This is a genomic window from Kribbella sp. NBC_00359 (genome assembly GCF_036097425.1).
Taxonomy (GTDB): Bacteria; Actinomycetota; Actinomycetes; order Propionibacteriales; family Kribbellaceae; genus Kribbella.
On record NZ_CP107975.1, the window covers coordinates 8,585,792 to 8,603,161 of the forward strand.

Annotated in this window: 12 protein-coding genes and 2 pseudogenes; 9 read left to right on the forward strand and 5 right to left on the reverse strand. The window is 67.4% G+C overall.

The genetic code is table 11. From position 1 onward, the window contains the following. Positions 1-159: 159 nt before the first annotated feature. A pseudogene (locus tag OG876_RS44200) lies at positions 160-612 on the forward strand (AAA family ATPase); the annotation flags it as partial. A 381-nt stretch (positions 613-993) separates the two neighbouring features. Here the strand turns inward: OG876_RS44200 and OG876_RS41410 are convergent. Continuing rightward, positions 994-1,179, reverse strand: coding sequence for a hypothetical protein (locus tag OG876_RS41410; RefSeq protein WP_328522207.1), 186 nt, complete (start codon positions 1,177-1,179; stop codon positions 994-996). A gap of 69 nt (positions 1,180-1,248) precedes the next feature. Between OG876_RS41410 and OG876_RS41415 the strand changes: the two genes are divergently transcribed. The 7 genes from OG876_RS41415 to OG876_RS41445 all read left to right on the forward strand — a co-directional run bounded on the left by OG876_RS41415 (position 1,249) and on the right by OG876_RS41445 (position 7,797). Continuing rightward, positions 1,249-3,141 (forward strand): LuxR C-terminal-related transcriptional regulator, encoded by a 1,893-nt coding sequence (locus OG876_RS41415; protein WP_328522208.1) that lies wholly within the window; start codon positions 1,249-1,251, stop codon positions 3,139-3,141. Positions 3,142-3,692: 551 nt separating this feature from the next. After that, positions 3,693-4,151, forward strand: coding sequence for a helix-turn-helix transcriptional regulator (locus OG876_RS41420; RefSeq protein ID WP_328522209.1), 459 nt, complete (start codon positions 3,693-3,695; stop codon positions 4,149-4,151). Between the two features lie 313 nt (positions 4,152-4,464). Next, a complete protein-coding gene (locus OG876_RS41425; RefSeq protein WP_328522210.1) occupies positions 4,465-4,830 on the forward strand; it encodes a hypothetical protein in 366 nt (121 codons plus the stop codon). Positions 4,831-4,959: 129 nt separating this feature from the next. Then, positions 4,960-5,100 (forward strand): hypothetical protein, encoded by a 141-nt coding sequence (locus tag OG876_RS41430; protein ID WP_328522211.1) that lies wholly within the window; start codon positions 4,960-4,962, stop codon positions 5,098-5,100. A gap of 36 nt (positions 5,101-5,136) precedes the next feature. After that, positions 5,137-5,451: a hypothetical protein gene (locus tag OG876_RS41435; RefSeq protein ID WP_328522212.1), complete on the forward strand. Its 315-nt coding sequence runs from the start codon at positions 5,137-5,139 to the stop codon at positions 5,449-5,451. Between the two features lie 204 nt (positions 5,452-5,655). After that, complete coding sequence (locus tag OG876_RS41440; RefSeq protein WP_328522213.1) at positions 5,656-6,123, forward strand: allene oxide cyclase barrel-like domain-containing protein; 468 nt, start codon at positions 5,656-5,658, stop codon at positions 6,121-6,123. Between the two features lie 1,056 nt (positions 6,124-7,179). After that, complete coding sequence (locus OG876_RS41445; RefSeq protein ID WP_328522214.1) at positions 7,180-7,797, forward strand: hypothetical protein; 618 nt, start codon at positions 7,180-7,182, stop codon at positions 7,795-7,797. 338 nt (positions 7,798-8,135) lie between these two features. Here the strand turns inward: OG876_RS41445 and OG876_RS41450 are convergent, their stop codons facing one another. The 3 genes and pseudogenes from OG876_RS41450 to OG876_RS41460 all read right to left on the reverse strand — a co-directional run. Next, positions 8,136-9,233, reverse strand: a complete 1,098-nt coding sequence (locus tag OG876_RS41450; protein ID WP_328522215.1) for an NYN domain-containing protein — start codon at positions 9,231-9,233, stop codon at positions 8,136-8,138. A gap of 768 nt (positions 9,234-10,001) precedes the next feature. Then, on the reverse strand, positions 10,002-13,760 hold the full coding sequence (locus OG876_RS41455; protein WP_328522216.1) for a PKD domain-containing protein: 3,759 nt from the start codon (positions 13,758-13,760) through the stop codon (positions 10,002-10,004). 229 nt (positions 13,761-13,989) lie between these two features. Beyond that, a pseudogene (locus tag OG876_RS41460) lies at positions 13,990-14,560 on the reverse strand (amidohydrolase family protein); the annotation flags it as partial. Positions 14,561-14,894: 334 nt separating this feature from the next. On the opposite strand from OG876_RS41460, the gene OG876_RS41465 reads away from it, so the two are divergent. After that, positions 14,895-15,968, forward strand: coding sequence for an IS630 family transposase (locus OG876_RS41465; RefSeq protein WP_442914044.1), 1,074 nt, complete (start codon positions 14,895-14,897; stop codon positions 15,966-15,968). Here OG876_RS41465 and OG876_RS41470 read toward each other — a convergent pair. Next, positions 15,965-16,963, reverse strand: coding sequence for an IS481 family transposase (locus tag OG876_RS41470; protein ID WP_328527019.1), 999 nt, complete (start codon positions 16,961-16,963; stop codon positions 15,965-15,967). The genes OG876_RS41465 and OG876_RS41470 overlap by 4 nt on opposite strands. Positions 16,964-17,370 lie beyond the last annotated feature (407 nt).

The following is a 17,370-nucleotide window of genomic DNA, read 5'->3' on the forward strand; positions in this document are numbered from 1 at the left end:
AGGGGCAAGAACACCGAACGGTCCGCGCCCGCTGAACTGCTGCCTGGAGTTCGCTCGCCCTAATGATGTCGTCATCCGCGCTTCATCGGTCGTATCCGGTTAACGGACGCTTTCCCGCAACCGGGACCGCGGTCCGGCAACCCGGCTGATACTGGCGCCGTGGGCGCCGCAATACCGCACGACTCTTGGTTCGCCGGCCGAGCGGATGAGCAAGAGCTCCTCGCGAGTGCTTTGGAGGCGGCGGCGAGCGGGAAACCGTGCGCCTTGGTGATCGAAGGTGAGGCCGGCGTCGGCAAGACATGTCTGGTCCGCGACGCCTGCGGCCGGCGGGCGCACGACTTTCAGGTGCTGTGGGGTAGCTGTGTGAACTTCGGAGCTGCCTCGGTTCCGTTCGCGCCCATCATCGGTGCCCTGCGGACTTGGTTGACACACCCCGGGGTGGCCCGCCTGGAGGCTCGATCGACGGCGGACGAGTTCACCCAGTTGGTGTCGGCGCTCGGGGGTGCTGAGCCGGCTGATCCAGGCAGGCTGCTGCCCCGGATTGATCAGGCGTTCAATCGGCTCGCGCAGCTGGCGCCGGTCGTTCTGGTGGTCGATGATCTTCAGTGGTCGGACCGTACATCGCTCGACGTTCTTGCGTACCTGATCACCGGCTTCCAGGATCAGCGCCTGGCGTTGTTGATGACCTGTCGAGACGAGCATCGTGGCGAAGGTCATCCCCTGCACGGCTGGCTCGCCGACATGCGCCGGATGCCGAGGTTCGACGAGATCCATCTCGACCGGTTGAGTGTCGACGGCACGGAAGAGCAGCTGGAGGGACTCCTCGGGCGACCGGTGGACATTGGATACGCGACAGATGTGCACGAGCGTTCCGGCGGCAACCCCTACCTCACCGAGCTACTGGTCCGCCATCGCGCCGATCTTGAACCGGAGTTGGCGTCACGCGCTCCCGCTGGGCTCCGCGACGCTCTGCTCGCGGCCTGGCATGGTCTCTCAGCTGGCTCCCGGCAGATCACGCGTGTACTCGCGGCCGGTGGCAGGCCTCTCGAGCTCGCCGTACTCGCGGCGGTCGGAGTCGACCGCGACATCGATCCCGACCTGGTCCCCGGATACCTGGTCGAGGCAGAGGAGCACGGCGTTGTGCGCAGAGACGACCAAGGTCGTCTGTGGTTCCGTCATCCGCTGCTCGCAGAAGTCCTGTACGAAGCCCTGCCCCCTGGTGAGGCCGCCCGGCTCCACGGTTCTTTCGTGGGGGTCCTCGAATCCCAGGCCGGCGCGGCCCCGGATCAGGCCGCGTCCGACCTTGCAGTCCACAACCACCGATCGGGACGGGCAGACGAAGCGTACCGATGGTCACTTGTCGCGGCCGACCGGGCAGCCGAGCTCCGCGCGACAACCGTGGAGTCGCTCCACCTGCAGCGGGCCTGTTCACTGTGGGGTCAGTTGTCGCCAGAGATCCGTGGTTCGCGACTCGACCACATCGATCTGCTTCGCCGGACGTCCGAGAGAAGCGCCACGGCCGGTCGATACACCGCCAGTCTCGAGTTCGCGCAACAAGCGATGGAGCTGGTCGACCGAGACTCTGAACCGCTGCTGGCCAGCGAAATCCTGCTCGCCTCACAAGACTTCACGCACCCGCAGTCGGGCATGAAGGCAGTGAACGACGATCTGATCGAGGCGCTCCGGCTGACGGACGACTACCCAGGTTCTGCTGAACGCTCCTTTGCGCTGACGGACCTGGCCTTTGCCGAATCCTGGGACTCGTCGAGCGATGCCGCAGCAGGCCGAAGTGCGTTGGCCCATGTCGAGGAGGCCCTTCGAACGGCGCGTCTGTGCGGGAATGACGTTGCGTTGGCCGCAGCACACTCCACCCGCGCGTTCACCTACCTGTCAACTGGCGCGGGCGATCCGATCCCGGACGCGATGAAAGCCGAACGTATCGGGCGACGGTGCGGTGACCCGACCAGTGTCGGAGTTGCGGTGACGTGGCATGTGAACGCCTTGCGGATCGGAGGCCAGCTTGCCGAGGCCGCGGACGTGGCCATGCAGGCTGTGGAGGAACTCCATGCCCTCGGGTCCGCCTGGGAACATTTCGTCGCCCAGCGGGCGGCCATTGTCTTGCTGATTGTCGGCCGCTGGCGCGAATGTCGCGAGGTGCTCCGGCGGGCCTTGGCGGCTCGTTGTGACGGCTTCGTGGGAGCAGCGGTGAGATTGGCGTCGGCGACGCTCGCCGTTCGGACCGGACGGCTGGCCGAAGCCAAGCTCCACCTCGCTCGTGCGCTGGAGATGGTCTCCGAGAACTACGCAGGACTTCGAGACGACCTCAGCAGGGTTCCCGCGGAAATCATGCTGGCTGAGGGCGATGCGCAAGGCGCCCTCGACTGGCTAGTCGGCCGGGATGCCGAGATCCTCGGCACCGACGACCCGGGCGAGTTCGTCGGCATTGCCCGCGCCGCCGCGACGGCCGCACGCGCCGCGCGGGATGCAGGCAATGCCGCTGCTGCAGATCGTGCGGTCGCCGTGCTGGACGACCTTATCCGCAAACTGCCGGTTGCCCCGTTCACAACTTCACCCCTCAGCCCCGCCGGCAAGGCAAGGGTCACGGCGTTGTTCGAGGCCGAGGTAGCCAGAGCCCACGACGACAGAGGCCAGGCGGCGTTGTGGCGCGTGGCCGCGGAGAGGTGCCAAGCCGGCGGTGTGCCCTTCCAGGAGGCGATCGCGCGCTTGCGTTGCGCAGAGGCAATGATCGCGGAAGGAGCACATGGGCCTGCAATCAAGGACGAGTTAAGACGGTCGCATCGGATCGCTGTCGACCTCGGGGCTGTTCCGTTGCGCCTGGAGGTCGAAGCTCTTGCCCGGATCGCTCGCATCGACCTCCGCGACCCGTCACCGCCATCGGCGATCGAGGTGGAGCGACCCGCCGGCCTGACCGCGCGGGAGCTCGAGATCCTGCGACTGCTGGTCGTGGGCCGGTCGAATGGCGAGATTGCGAAGGACCTGTTCATCAGCCCGAAGACCGTCAGCGTGCACGTCTCGAACATCCTCCGCAAGACGGCCACCTCGAGCCGACTCGAGGCGGCCGCATGGGCGGCTCGACAGCTCAACGGGTCGGACGAGCGCCGTGCCGGCGACGGCCCGTGAGCCACACGGCGGTGAGCGCGACGCCCGCGCCGCCGATGGCCGGAACCCCCGTCGCGGCCAAATACAAGCCCGCTTGCGCGTCGCCCGGGGTCGGTCGGGCGGGCGTACGGAGTCGTACTGCGGGTCGTAGCTCGGGTAGGAGTACTCGTTCACCTGTGGGTCTTGGGGCACGACGTTGCTGTGCTCACCGTTCTCGGCCGGGAGTTGAGCGAACGCCGCTGGTGCTGCGAGTGCGCCGGTGCTCGCGGCCAAAGCTATGGCTGCGAGGGCAGTTGAGATGCGGTTCATCGCTTCCTCCCCCGGATTCGCGCGACATGGTTGCCGCTCCTTTCACCGTCGGAGCCCGGGTAGGTGACGCGCATCGGGCGTACTGCCTCAGAAGGTGTCTTCGAATACCTCAGATTCGTTGGCTGGACCAAGACCTCACCGACCCGCGGCTCTGCGCCGCCGTCGTCGTCCGGCTCACCTTCGCCGGGCCGAAGCCGAACGTTCCCGCCCGCGGAGCGTCCGATCCGGACCTGTGGCTGGCCGCGGTCAGGGAGTGAAACGCGTTGGGCCATCCGTATCCGGCGGCGAGGGCCCGGCTGCGGGCCGCCGAGGCACTCCTGGCGCAAGGACGCCTAGCAGGTTCCCGTGCACGGGCAACCAGTGAGCTCGAGACCGCCAGGTTCACCGCGGAGTCCCTCGGCGCCGGCCCGCTGCGCGAGCAGATCGATCAGCTCGCCAAACTGGCGCGGATCCACCTCAACGACGCCGTCACCGAGCACGGCGCCAAGCAAGATCGCGCGGCCGGCGACGATTACGGTCTGACCGACCGCGAGCGGGACGTGCTCGCACTACTCGCCGACGGCAAGACGAACCGAGAGATCGGTGCGGCTCTCTACATGAGCCAGAAGACCGCCAGCGTCCACGTCACCCACATCCTCGCCAAGCTCGGCGTCCGCAGCCGCGTCCAGGCCGCCGCGATCGCTGTGCGCCTTGGTCTCGCAGACCGGCCGAGCGCGGGCTAGCGACACCTGCCTCCTGAACTCTCAGTCGACCGACTCGATCCTGACCCGCACCCTGCCCGCGATCCCGCACGCAGCCCGGCGGGGACCTATTCCACGCGGACGAACGCCGGCGTCGACAACAAGCTGGGCCAACGCCCGCCTTGTCCGGCAGACAAATCCTCCACCCGGCTCGGGCAGCTAAGGACCTGCGGGATCGAATCTAAGGCACTTGCGCCTTCGGATAGTGCTCGATCGCCCGATGTGGCCCAGCCGCCGCAGACCGACGGTGGGGTTGTGCGGCGACTCGCGCCGCATCGTCCCCAGGGAGGAAATCATGAACCGCAAGCACGCAGCTGCGGCACTGTCCGCACTCGCCCTTGGCGCGGTGGCACCCAACGTGGCCGAAGCATCGGCACTGGCGGCCCCGGAACCAGAGTGTGGAAACACGATCCCGGAGCCCAACTGCCCAAGCTACGACCTATGGCAACACGGGAACATGCCGACCCCGGTGTACGACTACCCCGGGTACAAATACCCGGCGTACAAGCTCGACGTGCCGACGTCGCCCAGCGACCCGGCTCACGCGTCGGCGGAGGACACAGTCGTCGACGTGCTGCCGGCTGGCGCGTCCGCACTGGGTGCAGCCGGAGTCGGTCTCGGCTTGTGGCTGTACCGGCGCCGCCGACAGCCAGCCGCCTAGGTCACGTTTCAAATGCCCGTCGCCCGAGCAACCCCAGCCCACCACCAGCCCACGACCGCGGTCACGATGCCGACCCCGGCCACCGCCACAGTCGAGCTCCGATCCGTTGGAAAACCTCCGGAGCGAACGATGAACCCCACGCACATCACCCTCTCGTCTGCGGTCGCAGCCGAACGCGTCGCCGCCGTCCGCTGGATAGCCGACTCCCACCGATGGCTCGACTGGCACCTGCAAGCCGCAGCGATCAGCGGCCGCCGTCGTCGCCAGTAGCGCGCGCCTTAGACGCGAACACACAAACGCCACACCGTGCAGCAGCCCGAGCTGGTGGCGCCGTTCAACGACGACCCGGGCACCTCGCCGGTGACCATCAACTCACGTGGAAGGAAGCGAGCCGAAATGACGCCGATCTTCATCGCCAGCCTCTACACCGCCGTCGAGAACACCCGCATCCTGGCACACTCCGCACTGCCCGACGCGCCAGTGATCGCAGACGAAACCCTCCGGCCACGCAGCCGCGCTCACACCCGCGCACGGATCGGAGCTGTGCTGCGATCCACAGCCCGCCGCGCGCTGAAGCTCGCCGACCCCATCGACCCGCACTACGACCCACAGACCGGCTGACACCCCTGCTCAGTTCGGCGCGGGAACACGACGCGAAGAAAGGGCGCGTCGATCCGAGTCAACTGGAGTCAAAGTAAGCGCGACAAGGGAGGAGTCGCTGGTGTCCGCGCTCCGGAATGGCAGGGAAGCCATCGCAGGTCTGGGCCAGCCGGCGAATGGCACAGGCACTCTCCACGTTCCTGAGTCTCAGAGGGGACAGGCAAAATGGCGCATCGCACTGTGTTCGTGGTGGCTGCTGCGACAGTGACCTTCCTAGTGGTCGGATCATTAACGTCGGCCGAGGCTGATGTCCGTACCCAGAACCTGCAGCTTCTCGACACCGGGGCAACCATCGACGTGTTCCTCAATGGCGGTGATCCCAGCCATGTCGGCGACCGGGAGGTGTTCCGCGACACACTGGTGTCGGCCAAGGACCATGGTCCCGCTGGCAAGGCCGATGGACATTGCACCGTGATCGAGCCAACGACCGCCACGACGACCTGCACGATCGTAACGACCCTGCAGCGAGGGACGCTGACCACGGAAGGAATAGGGACCTTCGTTCCCGGGGCGCAGAGCACAGCTGCAATCACGGGAGGAACTGGCGCTTACGAGGGTGCGACCGGTCACGCGACTTTCGTCGTCAACCCCGGAGGCGAGTCACCAATCAGCTTCAGTCTGGCTCCGCACTAGAGGCCAGCCTCGCGCGCGCAAGTTGGCAGTCACTCGGAGACAAACCTCAGCCGGAGGAGAAACGCTTCCGCTCGGTCTCACGCGCGGACGAGACACGCTGAGAGCAGGCATCGGTGGAGCATCGGGAGGACTGCAAGCAATGCGCGCTGGTGCAGGAAATGAAGATGATCCTCGCGAGCAACCGGCCTCCGGTCCAAAAGCTGCGCGCCGTCGAGCTAGCCGTGTACCGACGACGCAGACGAAACGGCCGGTGCATCTCGGGCCGAAAGGATGGCCCGTACTCCAGGGAACGACGTTGGGAGATCCACGGCGACCCAGAGATGATGCGCCCAAGCCCCGCGACTCGTGCGGGAAGTGCGGGCTCCCGCGCACGATCGTGAACGGCAAGCTCTACTGCGGCTGCTGTCGCTACATCCTGACCTTCAAAGAACCCGGAGAACCCGAACCTCTCCACTCTCCCCTAGCCCGGCGAATGACTGTCGCCGAATGGAGGGCTCGGCTGACCTGGGAATCCACTTAGGAATCCAGCGCTCGTTAGTGGAGGCGGCCAGAGTCGACAACGAGCGAACTCAAGTAGCCCGGAGTTCCGCGAGTTCAGGCGTGACAACCGTGTCCGGCCACCTTCTAAACCGTTTGTCAGAGACTGGAGGCACTCCGGCTCAGCTCGACCGCCGGTCGCCGCCGCGCAGCCGGTCCGTCGCACCCGATTCGGGTCGCGTGAGCGGACCTGGCTGAGGTGCTGGTGCCGCGGGATCAACGGGGTGCGAAATCGCGTCAAAAGAAGTCGCCCGGCGGGGCCAGAATCCCTTCAAACCGGAACGTCTGACGCCTGGAGAGGCTGGTTGCTAAGGCATCATTGCACCTTTCAATCCGCAGCGTCAGGGATCAAGCGCTCGACGACGGCCTTTAATCGAACGATTAAACGAGCCGACAAGCACAGCCGTATCAGGTCCTCGCGGTATTGACACGTACGTCTCACCAGCACACGCTGCGACTTAGGCGACAGTGTCGCCACTGAGTCGCAGACTGCGGCGTCGCCGGGTGGGGGTATTCGTCATGCTCAAGATCATCCGCGCGTCCTCGTGCGTCCTTTTCGCGGCGGTCAGCATCCTACTTATCCCGCAGTACGCATCGGCCGCGCCACCGGCGACACCAACGCTCACGCCAGCGCCACCGGACTTCCTGACCTGCAAGGCGGTAGGTGCCGGCACAATCTGCCAAGGCACACGCACCCTGACCATCACGTCGGAAGATACAGGCATCACCTGCGGGTCGGGATCGAGCGCGTTCACCATCCTCGACAGCTCGACCTTGGATCAGCGAGCAGTCCGCTACTACGACACCAACGGAAACCTGACGCGGCGCATCATCCATGACCACTACCGCGGCCAATGGTTCAACCCCGGCAGCGGACGCGAAGCCCCGTACATCCAGAACAACAACACCATCGACGACCTGGCCATCCCAGGTGACTTCACCAGCTCCACCCAGAGCTTCACAGGCGAGGTCATCATGCGCGCAGGCCCTGGAGCCCCCGTACTGATCGCCGTGGGTCGTCAGGTGTTCAACTCCGACGGAGAACTGCTGTCCAGCGCCGGCCGCAACGCGTTCGTGGCAGCCTTCGTCGAGGGAGACCCGACTGTCTTCAACGCAGTATGCGCCGCCCTCGCCTAACGCCCCAACATCGCATCTCTCAGTCGCATCCGACTGCGTCAACTGCAAGGGCACTCACCGAGCATGTGCAATTCGTCGCGAGAGTGACCATCGGCGTGGGGCCATTCGTGGGCCAAATGGAGTCCAAAAAGGCGTGGCAGAGTGGGCTGAGCGGGTCGAGATACGAACTCCCAAGCCTGAATGACCATTTGTGGCAACTGCCGCCGGACTCATAATCCGCAGGTCATGCCCTAGAGCGGGCGGATGTTCCATCGCAGGGGTAGCGAGGGTTGGTGTCGCCTTCGTGGGGCGGCGACGCGTCGCTGGCCAAGATCGTTGGGTCCGGTCTGCGTCATCCGCTACCGTGCGGCCAGCGTCGGATTGAGCCGTACGAGCTGAGCGGAGGTTGTCTCGTCGAGTTCGGCGACGGCTTCTCGTGACCTCACGAAGTCCGAGAACGATCGGTAGCCGAGCGCCCTCTCGCTGAAGGACGGGTCCATGCGCTTCATCTGACTCTTCACCGCGGAGCTGTGCAGCCAGTCTGCGTCGTCCTTCTCTTGTCCCAGGCGCAGCGCCCGTTCGAGGAGGCTCGTCGCCAGCTGCTGAGGATCTTCGGAGTCGGGATCGGGCTCGGTGCGCACCGCGGCGCTCGGGCGCGTGGTATGTCGCGAGCCGGAGTGGGAGGAGGTCCCGGCGGTTCCGTCGGTTTCGACCTGGGGGGTTGCCGGTTGTTCGGTCGCCGACTGCGAGGTGTCGATGGGGGCGACACCGGGCAACGCGTCGTACGTCACGAGCTCGTCGCAGGCCGCGGCGAGCGATCTGCTGGTCGATCCGGCCACCCCCACGCCCACGACGTAACGGCCAAGGCGTCGACAGCGTTGGGCCAACGCGATGTAGTCGGAGTCTCCGGCCACGATCACCACATGGGTCAGGTCCGGGAGGCGGAACATGTCTTCGACCGCGTCGACGGCCAGTCTGATGTCGGCACCGTTCTTGGCGTAGGCCGCGGCGGGAAACAGCTGCACCAGGTCCACCGCCCGACTGACCAGTTGCCCGCGGTACTCGGCGTTGACCGGGTCCGACCAGTCCGCGTAGGCGCGCGTGAGGACCAGCGTGCCGAACGACGAGGCGAAGTCGATCACTGCGCCGATGTCGACCGTCGCGCGCCTGAGCTTGTCTGCGATGTCGGACTCGGCCGACAACTCCGCCCGGTCGAACCCCCGCACCTTGTCACGCTGGAACTGGCTACGACCATGCACCTGGTCGTAGCGCGAGATCACAATATTGTCGAAGTCGATGTAGACGGCCACGCGGGTCACGCCAGGTTCGGCCATGATTCCCTCTCTCGAAGGGATGAGCTCCCGACGCCATTCTGCCCAAGAACGCGAGACAGGCCTCCATCCCACCACCCAGCTAGAAACCACACCTCGCCCTCCAGGGCCGAAGGCGACGATCAACCGACGGCTCAGCGCCGGCGGCTTAGCGCCGGGCGGTGAACGGCCGGAGGCCGCATGCGCACGTCCGCGGGGCGCGCCTGGATCTATCTGGGGCAATTCGGCCGGTGCTGCCGAAGCAGCCCGTTCGAGCAAGACCGCCAGAGGTGAGTGAGTTCCCTGCCCGCACACTTCGCGCGTGACATGACTCGTGACATGAAACTGCGTCGAACAGAGTGGATTGAGTCAGGTAGAGATGCTGCTACCCGAACCCCAGGAGCCCAAAGTTGACCGTTGTGGCAAGTGGCATGGCTCTCATAATCCCTGGGTCGCGGGTTCGAGTCCCGCCCGCCCTACTTCGCATCACCGCAGGTCACGGCCACATTCGGCTGTGGCCTGCGATCGAGCCAAACCCGCCCGTGACATGAACCGTATTAACGTCGGAGTATGGCTGCTTCGGGGAAGCCGCAGGAGCAGCAGCGTGGCAACATCACCGTGCTCCCCTCCGGGGAAGTGCGAGTGCGCGTACGCCGGCCAGGACCCGGTTACAAGGAAGCCCTTCTACCTGCAAGAGAACGTGCCATCCGGGCGGCAGGCCCAGGAGGCGGAGAAGCTCAAGACCCGTTTCCTCAACATGGCCGCCGCTTCGCCGTCCGCCGGCGGACCCGCGGCGCACGAAGGATTCGTCCCTGCTCGCTCATCGCTGGCTTTCCTCACACGGTCGGTCGGGCGTGGAGCCCGGACCGTGCGCTTCGTCGATGGAACGAACCGAGACGAATCCCTGGTCGTGCGTCAGTTGGGCTGGGTGCCCGTCACCGTGACCTCGGCCAGGCTGATCACACCGGCGCTGGTGGCCGGCGACTGCACCTTGACGTAGCGGGCCACGGTGTTGGTCGGCAGACTGGTGACCGCCCCCGGCGTCGCCCCGAGGTTCAGCTTGGTCACCGTGGAGTCGGCCATCAGCTGGGCGTAGGTCCGGCCCGACATGCTGGCGGTGGAGAGGTACACCACCGCGTTGTTCAGCTTGTCGGCCGAGGCGTCGGTCCGGTTGTGCACCGTGACGTTGCCGACCCGGGAATTGGTCAGCAGGTCGACCTGCCACCACGGCTGCGAGCTGGACGCCGTCCGGCTCACCGACCCGGCGGCGAAGACGCCGTTGGTGTTCCCGTCCACGGCCCGGGCGGCGGTGCCGACGTCGGTCGACGACTGCGTGGCCGGCCGGTTGGTGGACAGGTTCACGGCGCCGGTGGTGCCGCCGACCTGCACCTCGGCCAGGTTCAGGGTGGTGAAGATGCTCGACAGCTGCACCCGCACGTACCGGCCGGTGGCGTTGCCCGCGTTCAGGGTCAGGCTGTTGGTGGTGGACGAGAACGCCGAGAACGACATCTCCTTCACCGAGTCGTCGGCCTGCAGCGAGGACATCGACCGGCCGGTCATGTCGGTCGAGGAGATGAACACCGAGCCGCTGCCCATCCGGTTCGAGTCGGTCCGACTCCACACCGTGACCGTGGAGACGGCCGCCGCGGAACCGAGGTCGACCTGCCACCACGGCTGGGTGGAGGTGTTGGTCTGGGTCACCGAGCCGCTCGCGAACACGCCGTTGGTGTTGCCGTCCACCGCCCGGGCCGCCACCGCGGTACCGCTGGTGCTCGACTGGGTGGCGGTCTTGCCCCGGGCCAGGTTCGGACCGGTGACGGTCACCGTGGTGGTCGACACCGCGCTGTCCACCTTGCCGTCCCGCACGACCAGGCTGAAGGTCAGCGTCGCCGGTGTGGCCGGGGCGGTGAAGGTCGGCTTCTGCACCGTCCGGCTGGACAGCGTCACCGCCGGCCCACCGGTCTGGGTCCAGGTGTAGGTCAGCGGGTCGTTGTCGGCGTCGCGGCTGCCGGAGCCGTCCAGCGTCACCGTGGTACCCGTGTTGACCGTCTGCGCCGTACCGGCGTTCGCCACCGGCACCGTGTTGTTGGTGGTGACCGTGGTGGTGACGGCGGCGCTGTTGGCCTTGCCGTCCCGCACCACCAGGCTGAAGGTCAGCGTGGACGCCGAGGACGGGGCGGTGAAGGTCGGCTTCGCCGCCGTCGTACTGGACAGCGTCACCGCCGGCCCACCGGTCTGGGTCCAGGTGTAGGTCAGCGGGTCGTTGTCGGCGTCGCGGCTGCCGGAGCCGTCCAGCGTCACCGTGCTACCCGTGTTGACCGTCTGCGCCGTACCGGCGTTCGCCACCGGCACCTGGTTGACCGGGGTGGTGGTCACCGTGGTGGTCGCCGCCGCGCTGTTGGCCCGGCCGTCCCGCACCACCAGGCTGAAGGTCAGCGTGGACGCCGAGGACGGGGCGGTGAAGGTCGGCTTCGCCGCCGTCGTACTGGACAGCGTCACCGCCGGTCCACCGGTCTGGGTCCACGCGTAGGTGAGGTCGTCGCCGTCGGCGTCGGTGCCGGACCCGTTCAGGGTCACGGTCGTACCAGCCACGACCGACTGCGGCGCACCGGCGTTCGCCACCGGGAGGCGGTTGTTCGACTCCGAGAGCGGCCGCGGGGTGCAGTTGCTCACCGAGAGCGTGAAGGGCTGGACGTCGTTGTCCGTCTCGATCATGGCGCCGTCCTCGGAGCCGCTGAGCGAGATGGTGTACGCCTGGCCGGCGTTCACGCGGGTCTCCCGCCACTCGTCCGTACCGCGCTCCCACTCGACGATCAGGATCCGGCCGGTGACCACGCGGACGGTGCACCCGTCGGCCCAGGCACCCATGTACGGGTAGAGCGGAACGCCCGACTCCGAGTAGACGGTGCGCGCGTTGTCGCCGGAGCGGCCGTTGCCCTGGTAGGCCGTGCCGACCGGCCAGGTGATCACGCCGCCGTACCAGTCACCGGGGTTCTCGCCGGTGCCGGCGTAGCGCCAGCGGGCGTTGACCCAGGAGACCGGGTCGCAGGTGGTGGGGTCGGTACAGGCGGGCGGCGTCGGCGGGACCGGCGGGCCGGGCACGAAGGCGTACTCGAACGGCGAACCGCTCTGCACGCTGACGATGCTGCTGCCGCTCAGAGTGGTCGGCACGGTGTAGCTCTGGCCGGCCGACAGGTTGCCCAGCGACGCGTGCGAGTCCCCGACCGGGCCGGAGAACACGGTGGCGCTGCCCGAGGTGACGGTGATCTTCCAGTTCGCCACCTGCGGGGCCGGCGCGTAGACGTCGTGCGAGGCGGTGTAGCCGTAGCGGGCCCGGCTGGGGTCGGTCTCGGCCGGCCAGACGGCGGCGTACCCGCTGTCCGACGGACCCCACGGGCACGGGCTGCTGGTGCAGGTCCAGGTCACCCGGGCCGACTCGCCGTCGCCGGCCGGCGGGGGTGTGACCGGCTCACCCGGGGTGAACGTGTACTCGAACGCGGCGCCGCCCTGCACGCTGACGATGCTGCTGCTGCTCAGGGTGCTCGACACGGTGTAGCTCTCGCCGGCCGACAGCGCGGCCAACGACGAGTGCGAGTCCCCGACCGGGCCTGCGTACACGGCGGCGCTGCCGGAGGTGACGGTGATCTTCCAGCCGGCCACCTTCGCCGCCGGGGCGTACACGTCGTGGGAGACGGTGTAGCCGTAGCGGGCCCGGGTGGGCTCGGCCGTCGCGGGCCAGATCGCCGCGTGGCTGGTGTAGCTCGTACCCGACGGGCAGGGCGTGCCGGTGCAGTTCCAGGTGGCCAGCACCGAACCGTAGCCGGACGCCGGCGGCGTGGTCGGATCGCCCGGAGTGAAGATGACCCGGAACGCGCCATCGTCCTGCACGCTCACGATGCTGCTGTTGCTGAGCGTGCTGGACACGGTGTAGCTCTCGCCGGCCGACAGCATGGCCAGCGACGAGTGCGAGTCGTCGGCCGGGCCCGCGTAAACCGTGGCGCTGCCGGAGATGACGGTGATCTTCCAGCCGGCCACCTTGGACACCGGAGCGTAGACGTCGGCGGAGACGGTGTAGCCGTAGCGGGCCCGGACCGGCTGGGCCGCGGCCGGCCAGACGCCCGCGTTGCTGGTGTAGCTCTGGCCCGACGGGCAGGGGCTGCTGGTGCAGTTCCAGGTGGCCAGCACCGAGCCGTCACCGGAGGCCGGCGGCGGGTCGGTCGGGGCGCCGGGGGTGATCGTGTACTCGAACGACCCACCGTCCTGCACGCTCACGATGCTGCTGCTGCTCAGCGTGCTGGGCAGGGTGTAGCTGTCGCCGGCCGACAGCGCGGCCAACGACGAGTGCGAGTCGTCGGCCGGGCCGGCGTACACGGTGGCGCTGCCGGAGGTGACGGTGATCTTCCAGCCCGCCACCTTCGGCGCCGGGGCGTACACGTCGTGGGAGACGGTGTAGCCGTAGCGGGCCCGGACCGGCTCGGCCGCGGCCGGCCAGACCGCCGCGTTGCTGGTGTCCGACAGGCCCCACGGGCACGGGCTGCTGGTGCAGGACCACGTCGCCACAACGGAGGACGCAGGATCACCCTCGGCTGCCAGCGCGGGCGGGGCGATGAGGCCCAGCACCATCACGACCGCAGTCGTGAGAACGAAAAATGCGGTCGCTAAACGTTTCGGCATGCCGGCCCCCCGGATTGTGACTCTCCCCTTGCGGCGAAACCGTAGCCCATGTCGCTCTCTGGCAACCGAAAAAGAAGCAAAAAGATGCAACCACGAACGATTTGTTATGAACTTCATCACGCTACGGAAAAACCCCACTACTCATTGATGAGACCCATTACTCATTGATGAGAAATGGGAAGATCGCTTGACTGAAAGGGCTCGCGGCGGGTGCAGAGCGTAGTGGTCATCAGAGGGGGCGGCCGGCTAGCCAGGTTTGGGTGAGGTACGGCGGGGCGGTACGCCACGTGGAGACAGGAGGGGGCGTCGAGGACGGCCAGGTCGGCGCGAGCGCCTACGGTCACGCGGCCGATGTCGTCGCGGCGGAGCGAGGCGGCGCCGCCTGCGGTGGCTGACCAAACGGCTTCGGCCGGGCTCATGTGCATTTCGCGGACGGCCAGGGCGATGCAATGCGGCATCGACGAGGAGTGGCAGGAGCCCGGGTTGCAGTTGCTGGCCAGCGAGACGGTGGCGCCGGCGTCGAGCAGGCGGCGGGCGTCCGGGTAGGGCGAGCGGGTGGAGAACTCGACCGCGGGCAGCAGACCGGCCACGACCCCGGATGAGGCGAGGGCGTCGATGTCGGCGCCGGTGAGGTGGGTGCAGTGGTCGGCGGCCGCGGCACCGAGCTCGCAGGCCAACTGGACACCCGGGCCGGGGCCGAGCTGGTTGGCGTGGACGCGGAGGCCGAGGCCCGTGGCGGCGCCGGCGGTGAGGATCGCCCGGGCCTGGTCCGCGTCGAAGGCGGCGGTCTCGACGAAGACGAGACTCCCGAAGGGCAGAGGAGCGCCCTAGTTGAACGACCTGGGTCCCTCTGGTTGCGCGTGAAAGGTGCTGTGACTGGGCTGAGCGACCGACACGAAGGCGATCCCCGATCCGACTCCGAACAAGGCGCGCCCTTGGTATACGTCGAGCAGGCACGGCCGTCATGCGATGCAAACTCGCTCGAGCGACACCGCTCGACGTGCGCGAGTTATTGCCACACATCCCGCGCGTGACATGACTCGTGACACGAAATCGTGTCAAACAGAGTGGATTCAGTCAGCTAGTGCCGCGCGTCGTTAGTTGATTTACGGTTGGTGGTTGGGATGATGAGGCATGGCGAATCGTCCTGCGGCTGCGTTGGTGTTGCGTGAGGGTGACGAGGCGGGTCTGGTCGCGTTGATGCGGGCGTCGAGTGTGCGGGCTGGGTTGGCGCAGCGGGCGCGGATCGTGTTGCTGGCCTCGCAGGGGGTGTCGAACACCAGGATCGCGGAGTTGGTCGGGGTGTCGCGGCCGACGGTGATCGGGTGGCGAGATCGGTACGCCGAGCGGGGGCTGGCTGGGCTGGACGACGAGCCGCGTGCGGGCCGGCCGCGGACGGTTGATCATCGGGGCATCGTGGCCGCGACGTTGAGGCCGCCGCCGAAGAAGTACGGGGTGACGCACTGGTCGTCGCGGTTGTTGGGGCGGCATCTGGGGATCGGGGATGCCACGGTGGCCAGGGCGTGGCGTGAGTTCGGGGTGCAGCCGTGGCGGTCGGAGTCGTTTCGTTTCTCCACCGATCCCGAGCTGGTGGCCAAGGTCACCGACGTGGTCGGGCTGTATTTGGCGCCGCCGGACAACGCGGTGGTGTTGTGTGTGGACGAGAAGAGCCAGATCCAGGCGCTGGACCGCACGGCGCCGATCCTGCCGCTGCAGCCGGGGCTGGCCGAACGCCGCTCGCACGACTATGTCCGGCACGGCACCACGACCCTGTTCGCCGCGCTGGAGATCGCCACCGGCCAGGTCACCGCGGCCTGCAAACCGAGGCATCGCCACCAAGAGTTCCTGGCGTTCCTCAAGCAGGTCGCCCGTGCCCACCCCGGCCGCGAACTGCACCTGGTCATGGACAACTACGCCGCCCACAAACACCCCAAGATCAAGGCCTGGCTGGCCGACAACCCCCGCGTCAGCGTGCACTTCACCCCGACCCACGCGTCCTGGATGAACCTGGTCGAGGTGTGGTTCTCCATCATCGAACGCCAAGCCATCCACCGCGGCACCTTCCGATCCGTCAACGACCTCACCGCCAAGATCCGGGCCTTCATCACCGGCTGGAACGACCGATCCCACCCGTTCGCCTGGACCAAGACCGCAGACCAGATCCTCAACAAGGCCAACCGTCAGAAGACATCAGACGCGCGGCACTAGATGTGATGTCCAGGGAGGTTGGTCAGTCGGGTGATGGGCGGCTGGCCTGAGATGGCGGAGTGGGGTCGGTGGTGATTGTAGAAGTGGAGCCAGCCGGGGAGGGCGGTTCGGCGGTGGGTTTCTGAGGTGTAGAAGCGGGCGTAGGCCCAGCCGTCGGCCAGGGTGCGGTGGAAGCGTTCGACCTTGCCGTTGGTTTGTGGCCGGTAGGGCCGGGTGCGTTTCGGGGTGATCCCGAGCTCGGCGCAGGTGTCGCGCCAGGCGTGGGAGCGGTAGGCGGCTCCGTTGTCGGACAGGACTCGTTCGACGGTGATGCCTCGGTCGGCGAACCAGGCCACCGCACGTCGCAGGACGCCGATCGCGGTGGCGGCTTTCTCGTCGGTGCAGATCTCGACGTAGGCCACGCGTGAGTGGTCGTCGAGGACGGTGTGCAGGTAACTGACGCCGGTTCGGGCGTGCCGGTCGGGGCTCCACTGGCCGGTCCGCCGAGACGTTGCGGACTTGTTCTTGGCGCCTTGCTGTTTGCCGACGTAGCGCCAGCCGCCGCCGTCGGGGACGTTGCCGAACTTGGTGACGTCGACATGGATCAGCGAGCCGGGGTGGTCGTGTTCGTAGCGGCGCAGGGGTTCACCGGTGACGCGGTCGATGTGGGACAGCCGATTGATCCGGCACCGGACCAGTACGGCGTGCACGGTCGAGGCAGGTACGCCGAGCCGGCCGGCGATCTGGACCGGGCCGAGCCGCTGTCGCCACCGCAAACCCACGATCTGGCGCGTCAGCTGTGTGGAGGTCTTGGCCGGGCTGCACCGCGGCCGCGAGCTGCGGTCGGCCATCCCGGCGACTCCTTCGGCCCGGTAACGGTTGGCCCACTTGCGGGCCGTCTTAGCCGCGACCATGAACATCTTCGCCGCCGCGGAGTACGTCCAGCCCTGATCGACAATCAAACGTGCCAGGCGCAGCCGGGTGCGTGGAGTCAAAGTCGCGTTAACGTGGGACACGAAGGCCTCCAGGTTGGTGAAGCGGTGCACTAGACAGCTCCACTTCACAACCGGAGGCCTTCACCTGTCAGGCCGACTCACCGCCAACGAGCGGGACAACCTCCCTGGACATCACAGCTAGAGGTGCCGGACTCCGAACTGGGAGCCTGAAGTTGGCGCGTGTGGCAGGTGGCGTGGCTCTCATGATCCCTGGGTCGCGGGTTCGAGTCCCGCCCGCCCTACTACTCATCACCGCAGGTCAGAGGCACAGTCGGACCTCTGGCCCGCGGTGGGCCATCGCACTCGTTCCGTGTTGTTCGGCAGGACAAGGGCTCTGACCGTGCTCTGAGGGCTGTAGGCGGGTTGGCTTGGTCGAGTGGGCCAGGAGACGCCCGCCACGATCGGGTCGCGGGGACTGAGCCAGGTGG